We start from the raw sequence: 24,208 nt of genomic DNA, 5'->3' as shown, positions 1-24,208 counted from the left end.
TCACCTTGCGTTCACCTGGTGCTTGTGACTTGGTCTTTCACGGCACGTAGGCTCTGACCTCATGCGCGTGGCTTACAACGAACAGATGACCGAGCTTGCAGACACGCTCGGCGAGATGGCAGGACTGGCAGGTGCCGCTATGGAGCGCGCCACCCAGTCCCTGCTCCAGGCAGACCTGTCCCTGGCAGAACAAGTAATCGGCGAACACGACAAGATCACCGAACTCAGCACCATCTGCGAGGAGCGTGCGTTTGCGTTGCTTGCCTTGCAGGCTCCCGTTGCCGGAGATCTGCGCTCGGTGGTCAGCGGAATCCAGATCGTCGCCGACATCGACCGCATGGGTGCACTCGCCCTGCACGTCGCCAAGATCGCGCGCCGCCGACATCCCAACCACGTGCTTCCTGAAGAGGTCAACGGCTACTTCGCCGAGATGGGACGCATCGCCGTCTCCATCGGTGCAGCCGCCAAGGTCGTACTCGAGACCCGCGACCCCGAGCGCGCTGCTCGCCTGCGCGAAGAAGACGAAGCGATGGACGACCTCCACCGCCACCTCTTCACCGTCCTCATGGATCGCGAGTGGAAGCACGGCGTAGCCGCCGCAGTCGACGTCACTCTGCTCGGCCGCTTCTACGAGCGGTTCGCCGATCACGCTGTCGAGGTCGGCCGACGCGTCATCTTCCTGGTGACCGGCAAGCTGCCCGAAGAGCCGGAAACCACCGAGAAGGTCGACAACCTCACCTCGTACCCGGATCTCTGAACCCAACCGTCCACGTGAGTAAAAGGCGGCCGCGCACCTGCGCGGCCGCCTTTCCTATTCAGTTCTCGTGCAACCAGGCTTCCAACGTGGGTCCCGCAGTTGTCGATCCAGGCCCGGGCAACAGCGCCCCACCCTTCATCGCCTTACCCGCTCCCGGCATCGAGATCGGGATCAGCAATCTGCGCCGGCCACGGTATTTCAAGATCTCGCGCGTCATGGCCGGGATCTCGAGGACCTCGGGCCCGGCCAGGTCGGGGACCCTTCCGGCTGGACCATTCTGAGCGCAGGTCACAAGCGCCTCGGCGACGGTCTTCGCTGCCACCGGTTGTGACCGCATTCTGGGAACCATCGCAACCGGCCCCAGTCCGAAGAGGGCGATGGTCTTCTCACCGAACTCGAACCACTGGGTGGATCGCAGAATCGTGAAGGGAATGCCCGACGCTTCCACCGCGCGTTCCTGCGCAGCTTTTCCCTGGTAGTACCCGAACGACTTCAGCTGCGGATCGTCGCAGTTCACGATCGAAAGCAAAACGTGGTGCTTCACGCCGGCTCTGGTTTCGGCCGCGGCGATATTCCTCGCTGCGGTCTCGAAGAACTCGATCGCCTTCTTGGCACTGTTGGTGACGTGATCGCTCACGTCGACGACCACGTCGGCGCCGGCAACCGCTTCGTCCAACCCGGCACCCGTGGAGATGTCGACTCCCGTCGATCGAGCGGCAGCGCCCACGTCATGGCCCCTTGCCTTGGCCTGCTCTACGACCAGTTTTCCCATCTGGCCGGTTCCGCCCAGAACAACAATTCGCATGATGCCTCCGTCAAACCTGTGCGCCCGGCTCTCTTCGGCCTGGTCACATAGTGGACGATGCAGCCGCCCGGAGTGTGACGGTCGGGCAGATCAGTCGCTGTACTTCTCCGAGACCCGTGCCCGCCACTGCGACCAGACCGGATCCAACGCTTCGCTCGCCTCGTGGGCGTGATCGGCCACAGCCCGGGCCAGCATCCCCGGTCCCGCCAGCGGCGTCACGTGCCCTTCGACGTCGTCGGAAGTCTTCATCCCCAACAGCATGGTTGTACCGAGCACGCGATGACCACCAAGAATTCCCGGCAGCGAACGGCCCGGCACGCTACGCAGGTCGAGTGTTTCCACGAGAAGCGCGTCACCGTCGACGGTGATTCGCTGATCCGAGCGAAGCGCACCGCCGGTTTCGCCGGTCCGGCCGAACACGATCATCTCGTCGAGCAGCGCCACCGCATCGGATTCCAGCGAAATATCCACGCGCCTGGTCACATCCGCGCCGCCGGCGACGACAAACGGTGCCGCACGCCAGATCAGCGCCGCACCCGCGCCGACCCTCGCTGATGCCGACCACGACGCCCGGCCACCGCGCGCGTTGTACGCGACGGTCCCTGAAGGCTCGATCACCTCGAGACACGTACCCGGTGCGACCACGAATTCGATACGCAGGTCGTCACCGGCAAGCAGCGTTGCGCTGTGCCCTACCAAGGCAATTCGCACGGTGAGCTCGCGAGCGTCGACGAATCGCGGGGCCAAGAAGTCGCCCGAGATCAGCTCTCGCGCAACAGCGGTGTCCCCCACTCGCTCGACGACAACCCGCGTAGCTCCGGTGCTCATCAGTGAGCGTGAGAGTGACTGTGCCCGTGACCGTGTCCGTGGTCGTGGTCTTCTTCATCGGCATGGAAGTGCGGTGCCATCGGTCCCGGATCCTGCGGGGTGTGGCTACCCGCGCGATGAGCTGCGATGACCTGGCGAAGCCACGCGCTGAGCTGGTCGATCGTGGCGTGATCCTTCTGGCTGAGCGCGAGAACGGGAAGTCCGTCACGCGCGGCCGTGGCATCGGCAACCATCTGGACCGCGTCGACGTCGACGTACGGGGCCAGGTCGATCTTGTTGACAACCAACAGATCTGCCCGCTCGATTCCGGGACCACCCTTGCGTGCGACGTCTCCGCCGCCGGCGACGTCGATGCAGAAGATCTGGGCGTCGACCAAGGCCGGACTGAACGTGGCGGTCAGATTGTCACCGCCGCTTTCCACGATCACCATGTCGAGGGGATGGAACTGACGCTCGAGGTCTTCGACCGCAATGAGATTCGGTGTGACGTCGTCACGAATTGCCGTGTGCGGGCACGCGCCCGTCTCGACTGCGACGATGCGCTCGATCGGCAGAACGTTGGCCGCGCGCAACAGTCGTGCGTCCTCGTCGGTGTAGATGTCGTTGGTGACAACCGCGATCTCGTACTCCGACGCGAGTTCGCGGCAGATGGTGGCGATGAGGGTACTTTTGCCGGTGCCAACCGGTCCGGCGACGCCGAGCCTCAAACCTCTTGCAGCAGTGGCGGTGTTGTTCAGGTTGTCAAGCACGGAAAATCCTCCTGGATCGAGCGTGGTGTTCGAGTGACCATTGTTCGACCAACGGTCCTGTTGTTGCGGGTATATCTGTGACGCCGTCGACTGCTACGGCAACCGCGGCGACGGTTTCGATGGTCGAGGCGGCTCGGAGCAGCCATTCGACCGGTTCTGCCGGATCCACCGGCAGTAGCTTCAATGCTGCCGACGCCACCGTTTGAGCGTCGTCGTACAGACAGGATCTAGCTGCCTGCAGGTCGTCCATCCCGGAGATCGCCGTGAAGACTCCCAATGCGAGCGGACGCATCGGATGCCCGGGCAGAGCCATGAGGATCTGCACCGCGGGGTGGTGCGGCCACAATCGCGACGCCAGCCTTGCCAGCCCGCGTCCGAGTTGAATCGACGCCTCGCGCAGCGGTGCGCTGGGAGTCCGAGCGAGCAGTTCTCTCGAGATGTCCTCGAGTTCGCCTGCACTACCCGCGCTTACGGCCCAACGCCGCGTAATCACCGTTGCAGCGGCCTCGACCAGCCCTACTGTTTCGAGTCGACCGCGAATGAAGTCAGGGACCTGACTCTGCAGGAGTCCGCCCACCAGTGCCGGTTCCAACCCCGACGAGTGCGCGTGACCGCCCGTAGGCAGACGCCCGTCTGCCAAGAGCATCGACGCTATCTCGGCAGACGCCATCTCGATTGACATGGTTTCAGAACAGCATGTAGCGCTGAGCCATCGGCACTACGTCAACAGGGTTGGGCGCGATCAGGTCTCCGTTGACCTTGATGGCAAACGTCTCCGGATCGACGTCGATGGACGGCAGTGCCGTGTTGTTCGGCATATCCGCTTTGGTGAGGTGACGAGTCGGCCGGACGCCGGTGAGGGTGCGGGCGAGACCGAGACGACCGGCCAAACCGTCCTCGATGGCCATCGGAGAGACGAACGTCGTGGACAGGTGCGGCGCCGATCCCGGAGTTGCCGCGATGGCCGGGCGAACGAACACCGGCTGCGGGGTCGGGATCGCAGCGTTCGGATCACCAAGAGGCGCAGCAACTATCGCTCCACCCTTGATCACGGCAGAAGGACGCACTCCGAAGAACGCGGGGTCCCACAGAACCAGGTCCGCCATCTTCCCGGCCTCGACCGACCCGATTTCGTGATCGATCCCGTGCGCGACGGCAGGGCAGATCGTGTACTTGGCGACGTAGCGCCGCGCACGCTCGTTGTCGGCAGGCATGCTGGTGCCCAGCTTGCCGTACTGGGCCTTCATGACGTGGGCCACCTGCCACGTCCGCAGAGTCACCTCGCCGATACGGCCCATAGCCTGGGCATCGGACGAGGTGATGGAGATGGCTCCGATGTCGTGCAGAAAGTCTTCCGCCGCAATCGTTGTCGGGCGGATTCGAGACTCGGCAAAGGCAAGGTCCTCCGGAACCCGGGGATTGAGCGCATGACACACGATGAGCATGTCGAGGTGCTCGGCAACCGTGTTGACGGTATGTGGCAACGTCGGATTGGTCGATGCCGGAAGAACGTTCGGCTCACCGGCGGTCACGATGATGTCCGGTGCGTGCCCGCCGCCGGCGCCCTCCGCATGGAATACGTGGATTCCGCGTCCGGCGATCGCGTCCAAAGTGTGCTGTACGTAACCGGTTTCGTTGAGACTGTCCGCGTGTAGCGCTACCTGGAGGCCGAACTCGTCGGCTGCTCGCAGAGCGGCGTCGATCGCGGCCGGAGTGGAACCCCAGTCCTCGTGAACCTTGAATCCGCCTGCGCCCGCGAGAGCTTCCTGACGCATGGCCTCATGGCTGACGGTGCTGCCCTTGCCGAGAAGAAGTACGTTGAGCGGGATGTGGTCGAGGGCGCGGTGCATCATCGTCAGCGACCAGGCGCCGGGCGTGACGGTGGTTGCCTTGCTTCCTTCGGTGGGGCCCGTTCCGCCGCCCGCCACGGTCGTCGTACCAGTGGCGAGTGCTTCCATCATCTCGACTTCGCTGAGGAAGTGCACGTGAGTGTCGATCGCACCCGCGGTGAGGATCTTTCCCTCTCCGGCGATCACGTCGGTGCTCGGCCCGATGAGCAACTTGGGGTGCACGCCATCCATGATGTCGGGGTTGCCGGACTTACCGATCGCAACGATGCGTCCGTCGCGAATTCCGACGTCTGCCCGGACAATTCCCCAGTGATCGAGGATCACCGTGTTGGTGATGACGACGTCGAGAGCCCCCTGATCACGAGTGGTCAGGCCCTGGCCCATCGACTCGCGGATGCTCTTACCGCCGCCGAAGACCATCTCGTCGCCGGTCGCGGTGTAATCGTGCTCGATCTCGATCCACAGATCTGTGTCGGCCAAACGGATCTGGTCGCCTGCGGTCGGACCGTACAAGGAGGCGTAACCGCGTCGATCGATCCTGCTCATTCGGCTGTCCTCTCAACTGTCGTCGCGGCGTCATCCGGTGAATCCGCCTCGACTGGAACATCACTCACGCGAACGTTCACCGAGGACGCTCGCAACGGCTCTTCGACCTCGACGCCGGGTGTACCGAACGGCATGACGGTCTTGGGCTCACGCGCATGCGTCGGCAGGTCTTCGTCCGGCACGATCTGCAGGCCCGGAACCCTTTTGAGTCCGCCGAGCGCGATCAGGGTCACCGTTCTGCTGACCCCCGGTTCGAACCGAACCGACGTTCCCGAGGGGATGTCGAGCCGGAAACCGTCCGCCGCTTCGCGATCGAAGGTCAACGCCGGGTTGGCGGCCGGCAGATGGAGATGCGAACCGATCTGAATGGGACGATCGCCGTCGTTGACGACAACCATCGTGATCTTTTCCGCGTCTGTGCCGAACTCGAGCGGTTCGGTGGACACACGTACCTCACCGGGAATCATCGAATGGGCTCCGTCACGGTGACCAGCTTGCGACCGTCCGGGAAAGTGGCCTCCACCTGGACGTTTGCAATCATCTCTGGCACCCCTTCCATCACGTCGTCGCGGGTGAGCACTTGCCGACCGGCGTTCATCAGTTCCGCAACCGTCATTCCGTCCCGCGCGCGCTCGAGAATCCAACACGAGATCAGGGCCATCGCTTCGGGGTAGTTCAGCAGTACCCCGCGCTCGCGGCGGTCGCGGGCGACCATGCCCGCAACGCTCAGGAGCAGCTTTTCGGTATCTGAAGGGGTGAGGTGCACTGACAAGCCCTTCCGGTTGTGAAACGACATCGATCGACAGCGTGCTGTCGGGCCGAGATTAGCATTGCCCGAAGCGTCGTCAGTATCCATGAGATTCACATCGTCGGCTACTTCAGCACCCACTCGGCGCACTTGCGCTGCTCATCGAATTATTCGGGCGCCCAACGACGCTCAGCTGTGCGCACCGGAGTGGGAACTATCACCACAACCAAAAAGTTTCACCCCCGTCTCCTGTTGGAAACGGGGGTGAAACATGGTCGTGCAGTATGCAATCCGGGGACTTATCCGAAGCGGCCGGAGATGTAGTCCTCGGTGGCCTTCTGCGTCGGGTTCGAGAAGATCTTCTCGGTGTCGTCGATCTCGACGAGCTGACCGGGCTTACCGGTTGCTTCGAGGTTGAAGAATGCCGTCTGGTCACTCACACGCGCAGCCTGCTGCATGTTGTGCGTGACGATGACGATGGTGAAGTCTTTCTTGAGCTCGGTGATCAGATCCTCGATCGCCAGAGTCGAGATGGGGTCGAGCGCGGAGCACGGCTCGTCCATGAGCAGGACGTCGGGCGAGACGGCGATGGCACGCGCGATGCACAGACGCTGCTGCTGACCGCCTGAGAGACCACCACCGGGCTTGTCGAGGCGATCCTTGACCTCGTTCCACAGGTTGGCGCCGCGCAGCGAACGCTCGGCCACCTCGTCGAGCTTCTTCTTGCTGCGCTCGCCCTGCAACTTCAAGCCCGCGACGACGTTGTCCCGGATGGACATGGTCGGGAACGGGTTGGGCCGCTGGAAGACCATGCCGATGGTCTTGCGAACACCGACGGGATCGACGTTCGAACCGTAGATGTCTTCACCGTCGAGCAAGACCGAACCCTCGACGCGCGCACCGGGAATCACTTCGTGCATGCGGTTGAGCGAACGAAGAACGGTGGACTTGCCGCAGCCGGACGGGCCGATGAAGGCGGTGACACTCCGGGGCGGGACGGACAGGCCCACATCGGCGACGGCGTGGAACTTGCCGTAGTAGATGTTGACGTCCTTGAGATCCAGACGCTTGGCCATTACCGGCTCCCTACTGAGTTGTTGACGCTGTTGAGTACGAACATGTTCCGAGGCCGCATCACTTGCTTCTGACCTGTGAGAAGTGACCGATCAGCTTCGCGACGATGTTGAGGATCGCGATCAGCAGGATCAGGGTCAGCGCTGCGCCCCAGATGCGGTTGGTGCCGGCGTCGGTGGGGTTGTTCATCTCGGCGACCATGACGGAAGGCAGAGTGCCCATTTCACCGTTGAACAGGTCGAAGTTGATGAACGGTGCGTAGCCGACGAGGATCAGCAGCGGTGCGGTCTCACCGAGCACGCGGGCCAGGGCCAGCATCACGCCGGTGATGATGCCGGGAAGTGCCGTCGGCAGAACGATTTTCGAGATGGTCTTCCACTTCGGCACGCCGAGCGCGTACGACGCCTCTCGCAGATCCATCGGGACGATGCGCAGCATTTCCTCGGTGGAGCGGATGACGACCGGGACCATCAGAAGGACCAGAGCCAGTGACACGGCGAACGCGGACTTGGGGAAGCCGAAGGTCGCGATCCACAGGGCGTAGATGAAGAGCGCGGCCACGATCGACGGAACACCGCTGAGGATGTCGACCATGAACGTGGTGAGCTTGCCGAGCTTCGACTTCCGGTCGGCGTACTCCACCAGGTAGATCGCGACGAAGATACCGAGCGGGATGGAGAAGACCGCGCACACGATGCCTTGCAGCAGGGTGCCGATCAACGCGTGATAGATACCGCCGCCGTCGGCCGACGCCGTCAATCCGCTCAGCGAGTTGGTGAACCACGTCGGCGACGTCAGAGCGGGCAAGCCCTTGGCGATGACCGTGAAGAGCACCCAGACCAACGGGATGAGCGCGATGACAACTGCCAGGCTGACCAAGATGGTCGCGATGACGTCCTTGGCGCGACGACGGGCACCGACGCCTTGGAAAGTGGGGGCCTTGACCGGCCGGTCCAGAGTGGAGGTCATGGGTCAGTCCTTCTTTCCGGCGATCACTGCGCGGGCAGCCGCGTTGACGACGAAGGTCAGTACGAACAGCACCAGTCCGGCGGCGATGTACGCGCCTGCCTGGATGTCGTTGTTGAACTCTGCGTAGCCGAGGGCGATCTTGGAGGCGATGGTCGAGCCGCCGTCGAACAGCGACCAGCCGAAGGCCTGAGAGGTGGTGCGCAGGATCAGGTACAGCGCCATCGTTTCACCGAGTGCGCGTCCGAGACCGAGCATCGATCCGCTGATGTAGCCGGACTTGCCGAACGGGATGACCGTGGTGCGCACAACTTCCCAGCGCGTGGCGCCGAGTGCGAGTGCGGCTTCGATCTGTGATCGCGGGGTCTGGATGAACACCTCGCGGGTCACTGCGGTGATGACCGGGAGGATCATCACGGCCAGGACGATGCCTGCGGTGAAGATGGTGCCGCCGCCGGTGATCGATCCGCTGCCGTCGGCGAAGAGCGGGAACCAGCCGAAAGTCTTGTTGAGCCACACTGCGACCGGGGTGATCGCCGGTGCGAACACGAGAAGTCCCCACAGGCCGTAGACGATGGACGGCACTGCCGCGAGGAGATCGATCGTGTACGACAGCGGCCGGGTGAGCCACTTGGGTGAGTACGAGGTCAGGAAGATCGCGATACCCAGTGCGATCGGCATCGCGAGCACCAGCGCGAAGAGCGAGACGAGGACCGTGACCTGGAAGAGGTCGAGGACACCGAATGCCATCTCGTTGATGTTCTGCGTCACCCACTGGGAGCTGGTCAGGAAGTTGACCTGGTTCCGGCTCAGTGCGGGGATCGCCCGCCAGATCAGGAACGCACCGATCGCCGCGATGACGACGGTGATGAAGATGGCCGAACCGGAAGCGAGCGAGCTGAAGATGCGGTCGCCCGGACGGGTCACGGTCTTTGCTGTGCCGGTACCCGGGCCGTCACCCTTCGGTGACTGCTCGGTGGCCTGGGCCTTGGTGGAAGTAATCGTGTCCTCCGTGGTGCCGTTCGGACCGCCCACCCCGGCCCCGCTGGTTGTGGGGCCGGGAGAACGAGATGTCGAGGTGATGGGCGCGTCACTCATGTGCGCTCACGTTCCTTCACGTCTGAATGTAGATCCATGGGCTTGTCCGCACGAGTCCGCAGGTCAGCTCAGCTGATTGCCGAGATGGATGCGTTGAGTCGATCCTGGACGTTCGAGGGCAGCGGAACGTAGCCCTGCTCGGCCAGGTTGGCCTGTCCCTCGTTTGCTGCGCTGGTCAGGAACGACTTCACAGCTGCGGAGGTGTCGGCGTCGTAGCCCTTGGAGCACACGATCGAGTAGGTGGCGAGCACGAGCGGGTACGCGCCGGCTTCGTTGGTCTTGAAGATCGACGCGAGGTCGAGCGTCAGGTCGCCGGTGGCGTCGGACTTGAACTTGGCACCGGCGATCGACTTGGAAGCCGAATCGTTGGTCAGTGCGACTGCCTCGGAGCCCGTGTTGATCTCGGCAACCGAGAGCTTGTTCTGATCCGCGAACGACTTCTCGACGTAGGTGATCGAACCCGGTGCGGTGGATACTGCCTGTGCTACTCCGGCCGAACCCTTGGCGCCCTCACCGACGCCACCGGTGAAGTCGGAGCCCGCACCCGAAGTCCAAGCACCGTTCGACGCTGCGTCGAGGTACTTCTGGAAGTTATCCGTGGTGCCCGAGGAATCGGAGCGGATCACGGCGGTGATCTTCTCGTCAGGAAGCTTTGCCCCGGAGTTCAGCGCGGCGATTGCCGGATCGTTCCAGTTCGTGATGCCACCGTTGAAGATCTTCGCGAGAACCTCTGCGTTGAGAACGAGCTTGTCGACGCCGTCGAGGTTGTATGCAACTGCGATGGGGCCGAAGACGAGGGGAAGGTTCCAGGCTTCGCCGCCGACGCAACGCTCCTTGGCCTTGTCGGCCTGCTCGTCCTTGATGGCCGAGTCGGAGCCCGCGAAGTCGATCTGCTTGGCGATGAACTGTGTACGTCCGTCACCCGAACCGCTGGGGTTGTAGGCGACGTTGACCGTCTTGCCCTTTTCCTGGCATACGGAGATGTAGGTGGCGACGAATTGGTCCATGGCGTTCTTCTGTGCCGAGGAACCAGCGGCAGAGAGGTTGCTCTTGCCTTCGCACGTTGCCTTCGATGAGGACGCGTCCACACCCGTCGACGACGAGTTGTTGTCGCTGCCACATGCGGCCAAGGTCATGGCGCCCACGGCCACTACACCGAGCAGGGCACCACTGCGCTTGAGATTCACCAAGATCCTCCGGAAATCGCTACCGCCACGCCCACGATCGGGCGGCGACATGAGATGCAAAATGATTGAAATCTGCATCAGGCAACACGGCGCTGCCCACAGAGAAAAGTAGGCGGGCGCGGTGTCCGGTTGGACCACACATGGTTAACGGAGAATGAACAGACCAGACATTTCTGCGTGTTCGACTGTGACGTCAGCGCGCGCGGGCGTAAGCCATGTCCACGTGGAACCGATCGAAGCCGAGACGCTCGTACGTGTGCAGGGCGGCAGTGTTGTCGCCTTCGACGTACAGAAGGACGGTTCCGAGGCCACGATCACGCAGGTAATGCATGCCCGCGAGGGTCAGCACTCGGCCGAGGCCGCGTCCCTGCGCCGCAGGATCGATGCCCACGACGTACACCTCCCCCAGCTCCGGATCATCGCCTTCGGGTGCGTGCACCTTGGTCCAGTGAAAGCCGAGAAGAGTTTCGGGATCGGTGTCCGCGAACGCCATGAACAGACCGGCGGGATCGAACCACCCTTCGGCCGTTCTCTCGTCGATCTCCGACTGGGTCCAGCCTCCCTGCTCGGGATGCCAGGAGAACGCCGCATTATTGACGCGAAGGATCTCGGAATCGTCGTCGGGTCCGCGATACGTCCGCATCGTTATACCTTCGGGCACAACGATTTCCGGAAGCTGCGGAGCATCGAGAGGTCGACGCAACTGGAGGAGCTCACGCACACTGACCAGATCGAGACTCTTGGCGAATTCCACTGCAGCGTCTATGTTTCCGTGCGCCCAGACGCGTGTGCCTGAACGACCCTCGTCGAATACCGCTGCGGCAAGCCTGGTTCCGATGCCGCGGCGCCGTGCCTGCGGGTCGACCACCAACTCCGCCATGTCAGGATGCTCGTCCGAACCGGCTTGCAGCTGTGCGTAACCGACGACGGCATCGCCGTCGAATTCGAGGAAGTGTCGTGCTGCACCTCGTCCGGCAACGGCTTGTCGCCCCTGCTCCGAGACCGGCGCCTTGCCGTCGAATTCGGTCGCGCGATCGAGCAGCGCGGAAACCTGCTCGGCGGATCCGGCCGGCAGCGAATCGGTCCAACCCACGTCAGACCACCGAACCGTCGGCCGCGTCGTAGTCGACGTCTTCGTCGTCCTCGAACTGAACGGGAGCTGCTGCGCCGCCCTTGGCCCTGGTCGGACGCACTGCCTTGTATCCGACATTTCGGACTGTACCGATCAAGGACTCGTATTCGGTGCCGAGTTTCGCCCGCAGACGACGCACGTGGACGTCAACCGTCCTGGTGCCACCGAAGAAGTCGTAACCCCACACTTCCTGCAACAACTGCGCACGGGTGAATACACGCCCGGCGTGCTGCGCAAGGTACTTGAGCAGCTCGAATTCCTTGTAAGTCAAATCAAGGGGCCGTCCACGCAGTCGTGCCGTGTACGTCCCCTCGTCGATAACCAATTCGCCCAGCGTGATCTTTCCCGACGCTTCCGGACTGGCCACACCGCCGCTGCGGGCGACCAACAACCGCAATCGGGCGTCCACCTCCGCCGGACCGGTACCGGGAAGCAGGATGTCGTCCAGCCCCCAGTCGGCATTGACTGCGACGAGTCCGCCTTCGGTGAGTACGGCGACCACAGGTACTGCAGATCCCGTGCTTCCGAGCAGTCGACACAAACCGCGCGCGGCAGCAAGATCGGTGCGCGCATCTACCAACGCCACGTCCGCGGAACTCGCTTCGAGAAGCGAGGAAACCTCTGTGGGGGCAGGCCGAACCGAGTGCGCCAGCAACGCCAACGCCGGTAGTACAGCTTCCGGGTTGGGGTCGGAGGTGAGGAGGAGCAGTTCCACACGGCCTCCTATCTAGTAGCCCGCGCAACCCGCGAGGGCAACGCTCGAGTAGTTCGACGCTTTTGGTCGGTCACTACATTAGCGTGCCTGGTACCGGGGCCGTCGCATCGAACCCCGACCGGAGTCCGTCACAATGGTGCGGTGCGCAAACTGATCATCGGCATCGTCTTCCTCCTCGGCCTCGGACTGGTGGCCGATTTCGGCGCTGCCGCGTACGCCGAGTACCGGGTTTCCCGCGAGCTCCGAACCGGCGCGTCACTCGAGGCGGACCCCGAGGTCACCTTCAACGGGTTCCCCTTCCTCACCCAGGCACTCGGTGGGAAGTACAAGGACGTCTACGTCAGAGCCACCGGCGTCCAGAGCGACGTGGTCGGCGAAGTGACCGTCGAGGCAAACCTGCGCGGGGTCACCGTGCCCTTCTCCGACATCGTGAACGGCAACGTCACCCAGCTCCCCGTCGACAAACTCGACGGCCGGATGGGAATCAACGCCACCGATCTCGGAAAGCTGCTCAACATCCCTGACCTGCAGGTATCTTCGCCGCCGGCCAACAAGTCGGACGGCACCGGGGGCAGCGGCGGAACGGGCGCCAGCACTGCGGGCGCCGTCGTGCTCACCGGAACGGTTGCCGTCGGCCCGGTCGAGACTGCCGTGAGCGTGCAGGCCAACCTGGTTCTGGAAGGTGGGCAGGTCAAGATCGTCGCCAGCAACCTGTACTTCGGTCCTGAGGGCAAAGCCGATTTCTCGATCCCCGCAGCACTCGAACCCGTAGTCCTCGGATTGTTCAGCTACACGATCGATCCGCAGGCACTCCCCTACGGAATCCAACCGAGCCTGGTCTACGCGGAAGGCGGAAGAATCGTGATCGAAGGCAGCGCCGAAAACACGACGATCGATCTCGCAGAGCTGCAGAACCGATGACCGGGATCACAATTCTGCTGGTCGCGCTCGTAGCCGTCGTCGCGGTCGGGCTCTTTCTCAAGTCGCGCAACGGAGCGGTCCGAGCCACCACCACGTCCGCAGCCGGCACCACCGACAGCCGCCTCGAACTGCTGAGCGCCGCCGGAGTCGCATCGCCGAACGGCGGACCCGTCGTACTGCATTTCTCCGCCGACTGGTGCGGACCGTGTGCAGCAGTACGGCGCGTCGTCGGCCAGGTCGTGGTTTCGATGGCCGACGCTCCCCGTCCGCCGGTGGAGATCGAACTCGACATCGACAAGGAACCGGCCCTGGCACGCGAAATGAGCGTCCTGTCCCTACCCACCACCTTCATCCTCGACGGTGGACTCGACGAACAGTTCCGAGTGTCAGGAGTGCCGTCCGCAGCCGACCTGAAAGCTGCGCTCGTACCACTATCCGGACCCCACGAGCCAAAATCCGAGAATTCGGGGTAAACTCGCCGACGTGCAAACCCGCCACGAGCTGATGCTCACCCGACGCCGCGCAGTAGACCTGTGCCGCCTCGGGGGCTGTTGCTGTACCTGTTGCTGATCACCACATCCGTCAGATCTCTCTGACCTTCGAGCTTTCGCTCACGTGATCAATCCACCGAGTGGGACTTTGACGTCCCGTTTTCTCGGTCCAGGCACAGCATCATGCAATCCAGCGCAGGAGCACTCCCGATGTCCACAACCACACCCCAGCTCGAGCAGGTCGACGTCCGCGGACCTCGATTCGCCGCGTGGGTCACCACCGGCGTTCTCGTACTCACGCTCATCCTCTCGACCTTCTCACTGCCCGCCGCCACAGTGCTTCTCGCCCTGCAGGCGATCGTCTTCGCGGTCGGAGCGGTACTCGGCCCCAAGCGCAGCCCGTACGGCCAGATCTTCGGCAAGCTCGTCGCGCCGCGAATCTCGCCGGTCAGCGAACGCGAACCCGTAGCGCCACTTCGCTTCGCGCAGTTCGTCGGCTTCGTCTTCGCACTCGCCGGCACGGTCGGTTTCCTGGCCGGGTCGACCATCGTCGGCACCGTTGCGACCGGCTTCGCCTTGTTCGCGGCCCTACTCAACGCCGCGTTCGGCATCTGCCTCGGCTGCCAGATCTACCCACTCGTCGCAAGGCTGCGAAATACCGGCCGCGCTACCCCCGCGTGAAAGCGCTTGCCACACAACCCTGCTGAACCCCTGCTAGATATCGACCGATGCAAGACCACATCGAAAGGAACACCATGGCTCGCTCCGACGTCCTAGTCTCCGCTGACTGGGCTGAGCAGAACCTCAACACCCCCAAGACCGTTTTTGTCGAGGTGGACGAGGACACCAGCGCATACGACGGCGGCCACATCGAGGGTGCAGTCAAGCTCGACTGGCGCAAGGACCTCCAGGACGGCGTCCGACGCGACTTCCTGAACCAGGAGCAGTTCTCGGATCTGCTGTCCGCCAAGGGCATTGCGAACGACGACACCGTCGTTCTCTACGGTGGCAACAACAACTGGTTCGCCGCATACGCGTACTGGTACTTCAAGCTGTACGGCCACCAGGACATCAAGCTGATCGACGGCGGCCGCAAGAAGTGGGAACTCGACGGACGCCCGCTCTCCAAGGATGCCGTCAACCGCGAAGCCACGCAGTACAAGGCCGAGACCCCCGACTTCTCGATCCGCGCATTCCGCGACGAGGTCATCGACGCCATCGGCAGCAAGAACCTCGTCGACGTTCGCAGCCCTGACGAGTTCTCCGGCAAGATCCTCGCCCCCGCGCACCTTCCGCAGGAGCAGGCACAGCAGCGCGGCCACGTCCCCGGCGCCATCAACATCCCGTGGAGCACCACCGCCAACGAGGACGGCACTTTCAAGTCGGACGACGACCTCGCCAAGCTGTACGCGGAGAAGGGCTTCGACGACACCAAGGAAACGATCGCCTACTGCCGCATCGGCGAGCGTTCGAGCCACACCTGGTTCGTCCTGCAGGAGATCCTCGGCAAGAACAACGTCAAGAACTACGACGGCAGCTGGGTCGAATACGGCTCACTCGTCGGCGCACCGATCGAATTGGGAGCCTGATCATGTGTGGAGCACCTACCCAGGGCCAGACCCTGCCTGCCGGCGTCGACGTCGAGAAGGAAACGGTCATCACCGGCCGCGTCCTCGCAGCTGACGGCCAGCCCATCGGCGGCGCATTCGTGCGTCTGCTCGACAGCTCCGGAGAGTTCACAGCCGAGGTCGTGGCGTCGGGAACCGGCGATTTCCGCTTCTTCGCCGCTCCGGGCGAGTGGACTGTGCGTGCGCTGTCCAGCTCGGGCAACGGCACCTCCACCGTCGCTCCCGAGGGCTCGGGCGTGCACAACGTGGACGTGACCGTCAGCAAGTAATTCCTGCTTTCTCAGGCGGCCCCGCACCCCTTCGGTGCGGGGCCTTCTGCATTCCGGCGCCCGATTTTTCCGGTCGGTCGCCGCGGTCTAAGATGTACCCGTGGTCATTTTCTTCGAGGTACTCCTCGCACTCGCATCCGTCATGATCGCTTGGTTCTCCGTGTACGTCGTGTACCGCTTGGTCACCGACGAGTCGTGAGCCAGGCTCCGGATTCAGGGTCCGACGCAACCGCTGACGATTCCGCCGCTGCAGGTGCCGTCAGGCGCGGCAGCGGGGACGAAGCTGTCGCCATCGCCGTCGAGCGCTCCAAGTCGACGGCGTCGCTCAACATTCCGACCCTGCCGGACCTTCCGTTGCCCGAGGACACCGCAAACCTGCGCCTCGGCCCGGACATCAATCCCGAACTCCTCGCACTACTCCCCCTCGTCGGCGTCTGGCGCGGCGAAGGCGAAGGGCACGACGAGACCGGCGACTACGCCTTCGGTCAGCAGATCGTCATCTCTCACGACGGTGGCCCCTACCTCAATTGGGAGTCCCGGTCCTGGCGTCTCGACGCCGAGGGCGAGTACGTGAGCCCCGATCTGCGCGAGAGCGGTTACTGGCGCATGGGCGGCGACGGCATCCCCGGCAGCGTCAACCAGGAAGTCGTCGAACTCCTGCTCAGCCACAGCTCCGGCGTCGTCGAAATGTATTATGGGCGCGCACTCACCCAGGCATCGTGGGAACTTGCCACCGACGTGGTGATCCGCAGCCAGTCCGGTGCACTGTACGGCGGCGCGAAGCGTCTATACGGCATCGTCGAAGGCGGCGACCTCGCGTATGTCGAAGAGCGCATCATGTCTGACGGCGGCCTGGAACCGCGTCTATCGGCGCGGCTGACGCGCTATATCGGCTAGTCCTGCTGTGCGCCTTTATTAACCCCCGGCGGTTAATAAAGGCGCACAGCAGATTTATCCACAGGCACCGCCAAATTCCACAGGCGGGCTTCCAGCGGCATCTTCGGCCGATTCCTGTCGGACTGCGATCTCACGGTATTCGCATGAGCTGCGACTACATCGATCCTGATCTCCGAAGACTCTTCGACTTCCAACACGGACTCGCGACCAATAAACAACTGCGCCCTTTCGGCTATTCGCCGCGGCGCATCCAACATCTGGTCGAATCGGGTCAATGGACGACCGTCCTCCACGGTGTTCAATCCAGTACCAACGGCCCACTCAACCGAGCAATGATTCTCGAAGCTGCACTTCTGTTCGGCGGCGGTGAAACATATCTGAGTCACCGGACTGCTGCCGAAGAGTGGGGACTCACACACATCGAGTCCGAACTGCCGGTCCACATCACGGTCCGATACGGCCGATCCTCGCGCTGTCAGAATCCGACGTTCAGACCTGAACGCTCCCCGACGCGCCCCGTTCCGTTGGGGTGGTCCACTGCCCATCCCGGAGTGATCGTTCATCGTTCGCGCGCTCAAGCCTATATCGGGGTTGCCACTCAGCCTGCTCGCACGTCGCTGGCCGACACCGCAATTGACCTGGCGGTGGCAGAGCCGTCAGCTCGCGACGCCGCTCGTTCTCTGGTCCGCTCGGCCACGGCGTGCAAGGTGTCGCAGATGGAACTACGCACCCGAATGGAGTGCCGCCGGCCGAGGCGATATGTCAAAGCGCTGTCCTCGACACTGGACCCCTTGGATCGCGGCGTCCAGTCAGTACTCGAACATCGCTACGCAATCGAAGTCGAGCGCGCACACGGTTTGCCGGAAGCACGACGGCAATCGCCGGTCCTCGTTGACGGCAGAACTCTCTACGAGGACGTCGACTACCGCAATTGCGGTGTCGCACTGATCGTTCGACTCGACGGATTTGCCTTCCACTCTTCTCGGGCGACTGCACTGCGTGATCGTCGGCGAGGAAACGCATCCGAACTGTCAGGCAACGCCACACTGGTCTTCGGTTGGGAAGAGGTGGAGGGAGCCTCGTGCCGAACTGCAGCCGAGGTCAGAGCGGTCCTCGAGCGCGGTGGATGGTGGGGGCCTAATCCTTGTCCACGCTGTGCGCCTTTATTAACCGCCGGGGGTTAACAAAGGCGCACAGCACGAAGCGACCCCCGAGCCACACCCACGCTTTCACGCGGATCCCGGTCGGACTGATCGGGGGCTCGGGGGTCGGGTGGCTGCCTGGGATTCGCCGGCCGCTCGCGCGGTAAGTGAATTCCGTCAGCGATTGCGGCTAGCTGGCAGCCACCTCACGCGTCCGTCTGTACTTCAATTTCAGACCACCTCCTTCCTTGTGTACTGGAGAAAGTACGCCCACTTCACGATGACGGCAACGTATTTTCCACAGAAACTTTACCGACGCATATCACCTGGTCAGCTCCAGTACCGGCCGGAAGTTGGTGAGTGACGACAACAACCGTTCGCGAAGAATCGACCAGCATTCCGTCGCGATCGAGTAACTCCCGAAGCAACTGAGCGCCTGCCTCCGCGTCCATGTGCTCGGTCGGCTCGTCGAGCAGCAGTACCTCCGCGGGCGAGACGATCGCGCGTGCCAACAGCAACCGACGACGCTCACCGCCCGAAACCGCTCGCATACCGCCGACCAGGTAGGTGTCGAGCCCGTCCGGCAGTTCCGCCAGCCAATCGCCGAGACCAACTGCAGCAAGTGCTTTCTCCGCGTCCTCGACTGTGAGGTCACCGCGTGCAACGCGCAGGTTCTCGAGTACCGACGTCTCGAAGAGGTGTGCGTCCTCGGCGAAGTACCCCACGTGCCGACGCAGCTCGGCCGGAACGATATCCGAAACGTCCACCGAGTCAACACGAACTGTTCCCACGACGGGCGGCAGCAGTCCCGCCATCGTCATCAGCGCAGTGGTCTTTCCCGATCCACTCTCGCCGATGACGGCAACACGAGCACCGCGAGGAAGATCCACCGACAGCGGTTCGGTCACCTTCCCCCCGGGCCAACCCGCCCGCAACGCGTGCGCACTCAGGACCCCGTCCTCCGGCCACGCACGGTCGCCTTCGACGTGCTCCTCGGCTGCGCGATCGAGAACCGCCATGATGCGCGCCGACGCCAGCCGCGCCTTGGTCAATGCCACCGCTGCGCTGGGCAGTATCGCGGTTCCCTCGAAAGCCGACAGGGGAAGCAGTACAAGGATTCCCATGGACATCGGTGACATGTCGGTGGTTCCGTAGAGCGCGATTCCGATCAGAAGAGCCCCGAGGACGCTCACGCCGATTGCGAGTGGCGTCGCGGCGGCGGCAAAGGCACTCGGTACCGCCGCACGATCGGTCGCGTCGACCACCTCGTTCTCGGCGGAGACCGCCTCGCTCACTGCTTGATCCAAGCGGCCCGATACCCGAAGCTCGGCAGAATGGTCGAGGGCAGTCACCGCAGACTCGCTGAATCGAGCTGCGGCAGAAGAACTGTCGGCTTCGGCGAGTCGAGCAGCACGAGCCGACAGCCAGGGTGCCGCGATCCCGGACACCGCCAGCGCAACAGCGAGAATGAGCGCGGCCGGAACTGAGATGAACAACAAGATTCCCACCGCAGCGAACGCGAGGACAATCGAAACCGCAATCGGGATCAGCGCTTTGACGACGACGTCGCCCAACGCGTCCACATCGGCGCCGGTACGTGAGAGCAGGTCACCGCGTCGTAGTCCGGCGGCGGCCGCGGGATCTCCCGCTGCCAACTGCTCGTAGATCCTCGACCGCGCTGCGGTGGTTCCGCGCAACGCGACGTCGTGCGTCGTCAATCGCTCGAGATAGCGGAAGACACCACGCGAGATTCCCAATGCGCGTACGGCAACCACCGCAACACTGAGGTCGAGAACGGGAGGCATCTCCCAGGCCCGCGTGATCAACCACGCGGACAGTGCGGCCAAGGCGAGTGCACTGCCGAGTGTTGCGACGCCCGCCGCTACCGCCGTCAGTACGCGTCGGGGTCGAAGTTCCAGTAGCCGCAGAGCACGCAGGAGCGGATCGTGAGTATCACTTCTCATGAGCGTGTACCTCGACGATCCGGTCAGCCGCGACGAGCACACTCGGACGGTGGCCGATCACGACCACGGTGTCGCCGCGCTCCGCTCGTGCTCTCAGAGAAGCCAACACTGTCCCTTCCGAATCGGAGTCGAGGTGAGCGGTGGGTTCGTCCAGGACAAGAACCGCGCGGTCGGAGGCGAGGACGCGTGTCAGGGCCAGGCGCTGCCGCTGCCCCAACGACAGACCAGTGCCGCCGACGCCGATCACGGTCTCGACGCCCGCAGGCAGCTCGGCCAGTACCGCGTCGAATCCCGTCGCGGCCGCAGCTCGAGCCAACGCCTGCGACTCGACAGCCCCGTTGAGATCGAGGTTCTCGCGAATGGTGCCGGGCAGGAGGACCGGATGTTGCGGTAGCCAGGCCAACTGACTCCACCACGCGTGCTCGTCCAGGTCTCGGACATCGACGCCGGCGACGGTCACGCGCCCACTGCTCGGTTCGATCAACCCGAGTAGCGTGTGCACTGCCGTCGACTTGCCGGAACCGTTGGGACCGGTGAGCACCGTGATCTTCCCTGGCGACGCAACGGCGGACAGTTCAGACGGCGCGACTCCCCCACGAGAGGCCACACCGAGGCCGTCGAAGACGATGTCGGCGCCGCGAGCGACTACAGTCGTCCAACCACCCTCCGGCGCGGCAGAATCGGCCTCGATAACCTCGAATGCCTTGTCGGCTGCGGCCATTCCGTCCTCGGCGGCATGGAACTGGGTTCCCACCATTCGGAGCGGCAGGTACACCTCGGGCGCGAGGATCAGCGCGACTATCCCCGGCTCGAGTGTCATGTCCCCGTACACCAGTCGCAGGCCGATGCTCACGGCCACCAATGCAACGCAGAGTGTTGCGAGCAGTTCCAACACCATCGAGGACAGAAACGCGACGCGGAGGGCTGACATCGTCGTTCGCCGATGAGCGTCACCGAGTTCACGGACGCGCTCGGCAGGACCTTGCTGACGACCGAGCGCCCGAAGCGTCGGCAAACCGGCAAGCAGATCGAGCAGTTGCGAAGACAACGTGGTCATCGCTGCCAGCGTCTTCTCCGACTTACCCTTTGTCAGCAAGCCGATCAGAATCATGAAGATGGGGATCAGCGGCAGCGTCACGAAGATGATGACCGCAGACGTCATGTCCTGCACCGCAATGACTATCAGGGTGATGGGTGTCAGCGTCAACGACAAGACCAGAGCCGGAAGGTATCCCGTCAGGTACGGACCAAGACCGTCGACACCGCGGGTGAGCACGGTCGCGATCTCGTCGCGCCGAGGATCGAGATCGCGAGGACTCATCGCCGTCGCCGACGTCAGCACGCCGTTCTTGATCTCGGCAACCACGCGAGTCGATGCCCGGTGCGCATACCTGGTCTGCAGCCAGGTCCCCAGAACTCGGACCGCTACAGCTGCGCCTAGGACAACCAATTCGGTTGTCCACGAGGAAACATCCACAGTTCGAGTGGTGATCACTCCGGCCAGCACCCGGCCGATCATGAGCGCCGCGACGATGACCATCACGACGTTCACCATCGACAGAGCAACAGTCAGGATCAGATAGCCGCGCGCAGAAGCGGAATGTCGCCACAGCCGCGGGTCGATCGGCCCCCGGCGACGCTCCCGAGTGGTGGGAGCGTCGCCTACTTCGATAGTCACGTGAATTCGACCGTCAGTTCTTTCGTGATTCGAATCTTGTGTGATTGCGGGTTTGCCGCTACCACGTCTTCTCCTTGAATCGCAGGCCGATCGACGCCGGAATCTGCTTGGAGGAGATGCGTTGACGGAACACCCAGTACGTCCAACCCTGGTAGATGATCACCACCGGCGTCATGAATGCCGCGGCCCACGTCATCACCTTGAGCGTGTACGGACTCGACGACGCGTTCTCGATGGTCAGGCTGTATGCCGGATCAAGCGTCGACGGCATGACGTTCGGGAACAGCGAGGCGAACAGCAGCACGACAGTGGCGATGACGGCCACACAAGTGAGAACGAAGGCCCAGCCTTCGCGCTCGGCCCGCGTCAGGAAGACGACGCCGATCAGAGCGGCAGCAGCGGCGGCTACCAGAATCCACGTCCATCCCTTGCCGTAGGCGAGTTGCGTCCACAGGACGAATCCGCCGGCGACCGGAATAGCTGGAATTGCCAGCCGTGCAGCAATTTTCACGGCATCTTCACGAACCTCGTCGGCACTCTTGAGCGCCAGGAACACAGCGCCGTGGAGAGCGAACACCAGCGCGGTGGTCAGACCGCCGAGCAGTGCGTAAGGATTGAGCAGATCGAAGAATCCCGACTCGACCTGCTTGTCGGCGTTGATCGCCACGCCCCGAACGATGTTCGCGAAAGCCACGCCCCAGAGAACTGCCGGGACCCAGGAGCCGAAGATGATGCCCCAGTCGCAACGCTGACGCCATTTGTCGTCGTCGATCTTGCTCCGCCATTCGATGGCGCAGATCCGAACGATCAAGGCCACCAGGATGATCAGCAGCGGTAGATAGAACCCGGAGAACAACGTCGCGTACCACTCCGGGAATGCCGCGAACATCGCGCCACCGGCCGTGATCAGCCACACTTCGTTGCCGTCCCACACCGGGCCGATCGTGTTGAGCGCCACCCGTCGACGCGTATCGGCCGGGAGGTCACTGCCTCTGCCGACGATCGGCATGAGCATTCCGACACCGAAGTCGAACCCTTCGAGGACGAAGTAACCGATGAACAGTACTGCGACGAGCACGAACCATACTTCTTGAAGTCCCATGATCGCCTCCTAGTACGCGAACGACAGTTGTTTGGGCTTGTCCGGATCTTCCGGCTCGTCATGATCTGTATCGCCCGGCGGATGCATGTCGTGCTCCAACGGGCCTTCCTTCGCGTATCGCACGATCAGCTTGAACCAGACGACACCCAGCGCTCCGTACAGGAGGGTGAAGGTGATCAGCGAAGCCCAGACGGTAGCCGACGCGTGGTCCGAAACACCTTGGTCGACAGTGAGTCTGATCATGTCGACGCCGGTCGGGTTGGGATGCACCACCCAGGGCTGACGGCCCATCTCGGTGAAGATCCAGCCGGCACTGTTCGCCATGAACGGAGTGGGAATCGCGACGAGGCTGAGGATTCCGAACCACTTCTGGTCCGGGACTCGCCCCTTGCGGGTGACCCACAGTCCCGCGAGGGCCAGTGCGGCCGAACCGGCGGCAAGGCCGATCATGGCGCGGAAAGACCAGTACGTGACAAAGAGATTCGGTCGGTAGTTGCCCGGTCCGAAGTCTTGTTCGGCCTGCTCCTGCAGTTGGTTCACGCCTTGCAGTTCGACGCCGGTGAACTTGCCCTCGGCCAACCACGGTAGAACGAACGGCACCTTCAGAACGTGCGTCACGCTGTCACAGTTGTTGTGAGTGCCGATAGTGAGGATCGAGAAATCCGGATCCATCTCGGTGTCGCACAGCGATTCTGCCGACGCCATCTTCATGGGCTGCTGCTGGAACATGAGCTTGCCTTGGACGTCACCGGTGTAGATGATGCCGATTCCGGCCACGATCATGACGAGCAAGGCGAATCGTGTTGCCGGGCGGTACATCGTCCGTGCATCGGTTTCGAGGCGCTCGGCTTCGGCGGCCTCAGCCTGCTTGGCGCGGCGCATGTTCCGCACCATCCACCAACCACTGATGCCGGCAACAAACGTCGCCGCCGTCAGGAAGGCGCCGGCAACCGCGTGCGGGAAGGCAGCGAGAGCGGTGTTGTTGGTCAACAACTCCCAGATACTGGTGAGCTCGGCACGACCCGTCTCAGGGTTGTACGTCGCACCGACCGGATGCTGCATGAACGAGTTGGCCGCGATGATGAAGAACGCCGACGCGTTGACGCCGATCGCCACGAGCCAAATGCACGCCAGGTGTACAAGTTTGGGCAGCCTGCCCCAACCGAAGATCCAGAGTCCGATGAAGACGGACTCCATGAAGAAAGCGACAAGGCCTTCCAATGCGAGTGGAGCTCCGAAGACGTCACCGACGAATCGCGAGTACTCGCTCCAGTTCATGCCGAACTGGAACTCCTGCACGATGCCGGTGGCTACACCGAGTGCGAAGTTGATGAGGAAAAGCTTGCCGAAAAACTTGGTGAGCCGATACCAGTGGTCCTTTTTGGTGACCACCCACATCGTCTGCATGATCGCGATCATCGGTGCAAGTCCGATGGTCAGCGGAACAAGGATGAAGTGGTAGACGGTAGTGATACCGAACTGCCACCTGGAGACGTCCAAAGTATCCATTGGCTACTCCGAGAGTAGGGCCCTGGGACAGGCTTCGGGGTTCGAGACGCGGGCAGTCGCTCGGCCCCTGCGGACACGGTACTGCTGTCCGGTTTGGACCGCAGGACTTTGCTACTACCAAATGTAGTAGAGACCTGTCGCGATTCCTATTC

The 24,208-nt window shown here is 63.1% G+C and carries 26 protein-coding genes; 9 read left to right on the top strand and 17 right to left on the bottom strand.

Going from position 1 to position 24,208, the window contains the following annotated elements; translation table 11 throughout:
* The first annotated feature begins 61 nt into the window (after positions 1–61).
* A complete protein-coding gene (phoU, locus tag ACFQ6Y_RS05120; protein ID WP_003940130.1) occupies positions 62–757 on the top strand; it encodes a phosphate signaling complex protein PhoU in 696 nt (231 codons plus the stop codon).
* A gap of 58 nt (positions 758–815) precedes the next feature.
* Here phoU and ACFQ6Y_RS05115 read toward each other — a convergent pair whose 3' ends face one another.
* The 13 genes from ACFQ6Y_RS05115 to ACFQ6Y_RS05055 all read right to left on the bottom strand — a co-directional run bounded on the left by ACFQ6Y_RS05115 (position 816) and on the right by ACFQ6Y_RS05055 (position 12,455).
* A complete protein-coding gene (locus ACFQ6Y_RS05115; RefSeq protein ID WP_378629754.1) occupies positions 816–1,562 on the bottom strand; it encodes an SDR family oxidoreductase in 747 nt (248 codons plus the stop codon).
* Between the two features lie 90 nt (positions 1,563–1,652).
* A complete protein-coding gene (locus ACFQ6Y_RS05110) occupies positions 1,653–2,390 on the bottom strand; it encodes an urease accessory protein UreD (RefSeq protein WP_378629751.1) in 738 nt (245 codons plus the stop codon).
* Complete coding sequence (gene ureG, locus ACFQ6Y_RS05105) at positions 2,390–3,139, bottom strand: urease accessory protein UreG (RefSeq protein WP_347874591.1); 750 nt, start codon at positions 3,137–3,139, stop codon at positions 2,390–2,392. Before ureG ends, ACFQ6Y_RS05110 begins: the two co-directional genes overlap by 1 nt.
* Entirely contained in the window at positions 3,132–3,821 is a 690-nt protein-coding gene (locus ACFQ6Y_RS05100) for an urease accessory protein UreF (protein ID WP_378629749.1), read from the bottom strand. Before ACFQ6Y_RS05100 ends, ureG begins: the two co-directional genes overlap by 8 nt.
* A 4-nt stretch (positions 3,822–3,825) precedes the next feature.
* Entirely contained in the window at positions 3,826–5,535 is a 1,710-nt protein-coding gene (locus ACFQ6Y_RS05095; protein ID WP_378629746.1) for an urease subunit alpha, read from the bottom strand.
* The gene (ureB, locus tag ACFQ6Y_RS05090) at positions 5,532–6,002 is read right to left on the bottom strand and encodes an urease subunit beta (protein ID WP_007733849.1); all 471 of its coding nucleotides are present in this window, start codon (positions 6,000–6,002) and stop codon (positions 5,532–5,534) included. Before ureB ends, ACFQ6Y_RS05095 begins: the two co-directional genes overlap by 4 nt.
* A complete protein-coding gene (ureA, locus tag ACFQ6Y_RS05085) occupies positions 5,999–6,301 on the bottom strand; it encodes an urease subunit gamma (RefSeq protein ID WP_003939800.1) in 303 nt (100 codons plus the stop codon). The genes ureB and ureA overlap by 4 nt, the downstream gene beginning before the upstream one ends.
* A gap of 281 nt (positions 6,302–6,582) precedes the next feature.
* Positions 6,583–7,359 (bottom strand): phosphate ABC transporter ATP-binding protein PstB, encoded by a 777-nt coding sequence (pstB, locus tag ACFQ6Y_RS05080; RefSeq protein ID WP_230814665.1) that lies wholly within the window; start codon positions 7,357–7,359, stop codon positions 6,583–6,585.
* Between the two features lie 58 nt (positions 7,360–7,417).
* Positions 7,418–8,326: a phosphate ABC transporter permease PstA gene (gene pstA / locus ACFQ6Y_RS05075; RefSeq protein WP_003940100.1), complete on the bottom strand. Its 909-nt coding sequence runs from the start codon at positions 8,324–8,326 to the stop codon at positions 7,418–7,420.
* 3 nt (positions 8,327–8,329) lie between these two features.
* Positions 8,330–9,421, bottom strand: coding sequence for a phosphate ABC transporter permease subunit PstC (pstC, locus tag ACFQ6Y_RS05070; RefSeq protein WP_378629741.1), 1,092 nt, complete (start codon positions 9,419–9,421; stop codon positions 8,330–8,332).
* A 68-nt stretch (positions 9,422–9,489) separates the two neighbouring features.
* On the bottom strand, positions 9,490–10,608 hold the full coding sequence (pstS, locus tag ACFQ6Y_RS05065; protein ID WP_378531989.1) for a phosphate ABC transporter substrate-binding protein PstS: 1,119 nt from the start codon (positions 10,606–10,608) through the stop codon (positions 9,490–9,492).
* 193 nt (positions 10,609–10,801) lie between these two features.
* On the bottom strand, positions 10,802–11,701 hold the full coding sequence (mshD, locus tag ACFQ6Y_RS05060) for a mycothiol synthase (protein ID WP_378629737.1): 900 nt from the start codon (positions 11,699–11,701) through the stop codon (positions 10,802–10,804).
* A 1-nt stretch (position 11,702) separates the two neighbouring features.
* Positions 11,703–12,455 (bottom strand): response regulator transcription factor, encoded by a 753-nt coding sequence (locus tag ACFQ6Y_RS05055; protein WP_003939728.1) that lies wholly within the window; start codon positions 12,453–12,455, stop codon positions 11,703–11,705.
* Between the two features lie 141 nt (positions 12,456–12,596).
* On the opposite strand from ACFQ6Y_RS05055, the gene ACFQ6Y_RS05050 reads away from it, so the two are divergent.
* From ACFQ6Y_RS05050 to ACFQ6Y_RS05015, 8 genes are all read left to right on the top strand, one after another.
* Complete coding sequence (locus ACFQ6Y_RS05050) at positions 12,597–13,376, top strand: LmeA family phospholipid-binding protein (protein WP_347874593.1); 780 nt, start codon at positions 12,597–12,599, stop codon at positions 13,374–13,376.
* Complete coding sequence (locus ACFQ6Y_RS05045) at positions 13,373–13,849, top strand: thioredoxin family protein (protein ID WP_378629733.1); 477 nt, start codon at positions 13,373–13,375, stop codon at positions 13,847–13,849. The genes ACFQ6Y_RS05050 and ACFQ6Y_RS05045 overlap by 4 nt, the downstream gene beginning before the upstream one ends.
* A 10-nt stretch (positions 13,850–13,859) precedes the next feature.
* Positions 13,860–13,946, top strand: coding sequence for a putative leader peptide (locus tag ACFQ6Y_RS05040; RefSeq protein WP_350318872.1), 87 nt, complete (start codon positions 13,860–13,862; stop codon positions 13,944–13,946).
* Positions 13,947–14,077: 131 nt separating this feature from the next.
* A complete protein-coding gene (locus ACFQ6Y_RS05035) occupies positions 14,078–14,548 on the top strand; it encodes a DUF4395 domain-containing protein (protein ID WP_378629730.1) in 471 nt (156 codons plus the stop codon).
* A 74-nt stretch (positions 14,549–14,622) separates the two neighbouring features.
* On the top strand, positions 14,623–15,456 hold the full coding sequence (locus ACFQ6Y_RS05030; RefSeq protein ID WP_003939859.1) for a sulfurtransferase: 834 nt from the start codon (positions 14,623–14,625) through the stop codon (positions 15,454–15,456).
* A gap of 2 nt (positions 15,457–15,458) precedes the next feature.
* Entirely contained in the window at positions 15,459–15,764 is a 306-nt protein-coding gene (locus ACFQ6Y_RS05025; RefSeq protein WP_378629726.1) for a DUF1416 domain-containing protein, read from the top strand.
* Between the two features lie 291 nt (positions 15,765–16,055).
* Positions 16,056–16,661, top strand: coding sequence for an FABP family protein (locus ACFQ6Y_RS05020; protein WP_378532754.1), 606 nt, complete (start codon positions 16,056–16,058; stop codon positions 16,659–16,661).
* Positions 16,662–16,804: 143 nt separating this feature from the next.
* On the top strand, positions 16,805–17,845 hold the full coding sequence (locus ACFQ6Y_RS05015) for a type IV toxin-antitoxin system AbiEi family antitoxin domain-containing protein (RefSeq protein ID WP_378629724.1): 1,041 nt from the start codon (positions 16,805–16,807) through the stop codon (positions 17,843–17,845).
* Between the two features lie 233 nt (positions 17,846–18,078).
* On the opposite strand, the gene cydC is transcribed toward ACFQ6Y_RS05015, so the two are convergent.
* Genes cydC through ACFQ6Y_RS04995 form a run of 4 tightly spaced genes read right to left on the bottom strand, consistent with a single transcriptional unit; the run spans position 18,079 to position 24,056 of the window.
* Entirely contained in the window at positions 18,079–19,767 is a 1,689-nt protein-coding gene (gene cydC / locus ACFQ6Y_RS05010; RefSeq protein WP_378629721.1) for a thiol reductant ABC exporter subunit CydC, read from the bottom strand.
* Complete coding sequence (gene cydD / locus ACFQ6Y_RS05005; protein ID WP_378629719.1) at positions 19,757–21,445, bottom strand: thiol reductant ABC exporter subunit CydD; 1,689 nt, start codon at positions 21,443–21,445, stop codon at positions 19,757–19,759. Before cydD ends, cydC begins: the two co-directional genes overlap by 11 nt.
* A gap of 58 nt (positions 21,446–21,503) precedes the next feature.
* The gene (gene cydB / locus ACFQ6Y_RS05000) at positions 21,504–22,547 is read right to left on the bottom strand and encodes a cytochrome d ubiquinol oxidase subunit II (RefSeq protein WP_003939727.1); all 1,044 of its coding nucleotides are present in this window, start codon (positions 22,545–22,547) and stop codon (positions 21,504–21,506) included.
* A gap of 9 nt (positions 22,548–22,556) precedes the next feature.
* Complete coding sequence (locus ACFQ6Y_RS04995) at positions 22,557–24,056, bottom strand: cytochrome ubiquinol oxidase subunit I (protein ID WP_020970618.1); 1,500 nt, start codon at positions 24,054–24,056, stop codon at positions 22,557–22,559.
* Positions 24,057–24,208: the final 152 nt, after the last annotated feature.

The organism is Rhodococcus sp. NPDC056516 (assembly GCF_042794655.1).
In the GTDB taxonomy this organism is placed as follows: Bacteria; Actinomycetota; Actinomycetes; order Mycobacteriales; family Mycobacteriaceae; genus Rhodococcus_F.
This window is presented reverse-complemented; position numbering and strand designations above follow the sequence as displayed.

Coding starts and splice junctions, on each gene's coding strand:
- ACFQ6Y_RS05030 (WP_003939859.1), top strand. CDS start 14,623: ATGGCTCGCTCCGACGTCCTAGTCTCCGCTGACTGGGCTGAGCAGAAC.
- pstA (WP_003940100.1), bottom strand. CDS start 8,326: ATGACCTCCACTCTGGACCGGCCGGTCAAGGCCCCCACTTTCCAAGGC.
- ACFQ6Y_RS05095 (WP_378629746.1), bottom strand. CDS start 5,535: ATGAGCAGGATCGATCGACGCGGTTACGCCTCCTTGTACGGTCCGACC.
- ACFQ6Y_RS05015 (WP_378629724.1), top strand. CDS start 16,805: ATGAGCTGCGACTACATCGATCCTGATCTCCGAAGACTCTTCGACTTC.
- ACFQ6Y_RS04995 (WP_020970618.1), bottom strand. CDS start 24,056: ATGGATACTTTGGACGTCTCCAGGTGGCAGTTCGGTATCACTACCGTC.
- cydB (WP_003939727.1), bottom strand. CDS start 22,547: ATGGGACTTCAAGAAGTATGGTTCGTGCTCGTCGCAGTACTGTTCATC.
- ACFQ6Y_RS05115 (WP_378629754.1), bottom strand. CDS start 1,562: ATGCGAATTGTTGTTCTGGGCGGAACCGGCCAGATGGGAAAACTGGTC.
- ACFQ6Y_RS05025 (WP_378629726.1), top strand. CDS start 15,459: ATGTGTGGAGCACCTACCCAGGGCCAGACCCTGCCTGCCGGCGTCGAC.
- ACFQ6Y_RS05100 (WP_378629749.1), bottom strand. CDS start 3,821: ATGTCAATCGAGATGGCGTCTGCCGAGATAGCGTCGATGCTCTTGGCA.
- ACFQ6Y_RS05035 (WP_378629730.1), top strand. CDS start 14,078: ATGTCCACAACCACACCCCAGCTCGAGCAGGTCGACGTCCGCGGACCT.
- cydC (WP_378629721.1), bottom strand. CDS start 19,767: ATGAGAAGTGATACTCACGATCCGCTCCTGCGTGCTCTGCGGCTACTG.
- ACFQ6Y_RS05110 (WP_378629751.1), bottom strand. CDS start 2,390: ATGAGCACCGGAGCTACGCGGGTTGTCGTCGAGCGAGTGGGGGACACC.
- phoU (WP_003940130.1), top strand. CDS start 62: ATGCGCGTGGCTTACAACGAACAGATGACCGAGCTTGCAGACACGCTC.
- pstB (WP_230814665.1), bottom strand. CDS start 7,359: ATGGCCAAGCGTCTGGATCTCAAGGACGTCAACATCTACTACGGCAAG.
- ACFQ6Y_RS05045 (WP_378629733.1), top strand. CDS start 13,373: ATGACCGGGATCACAATTCTGCTGGTCGCGCTCGTAGCCGTCGTCGCG.
- ureB (WP_007733849.1), bottom strand. CDS start 6,002: ATGATTCCCGGTGAGGTACGTGTGTCCACCGAACCGCTCGAGTTCGGC.
- pstC (WP_378629741.1), bottom strand. CDS start 9,421: ATGAGTGACGCGCCCATCACCTCGACATCTCGTTCTCCCGGCCCCACA.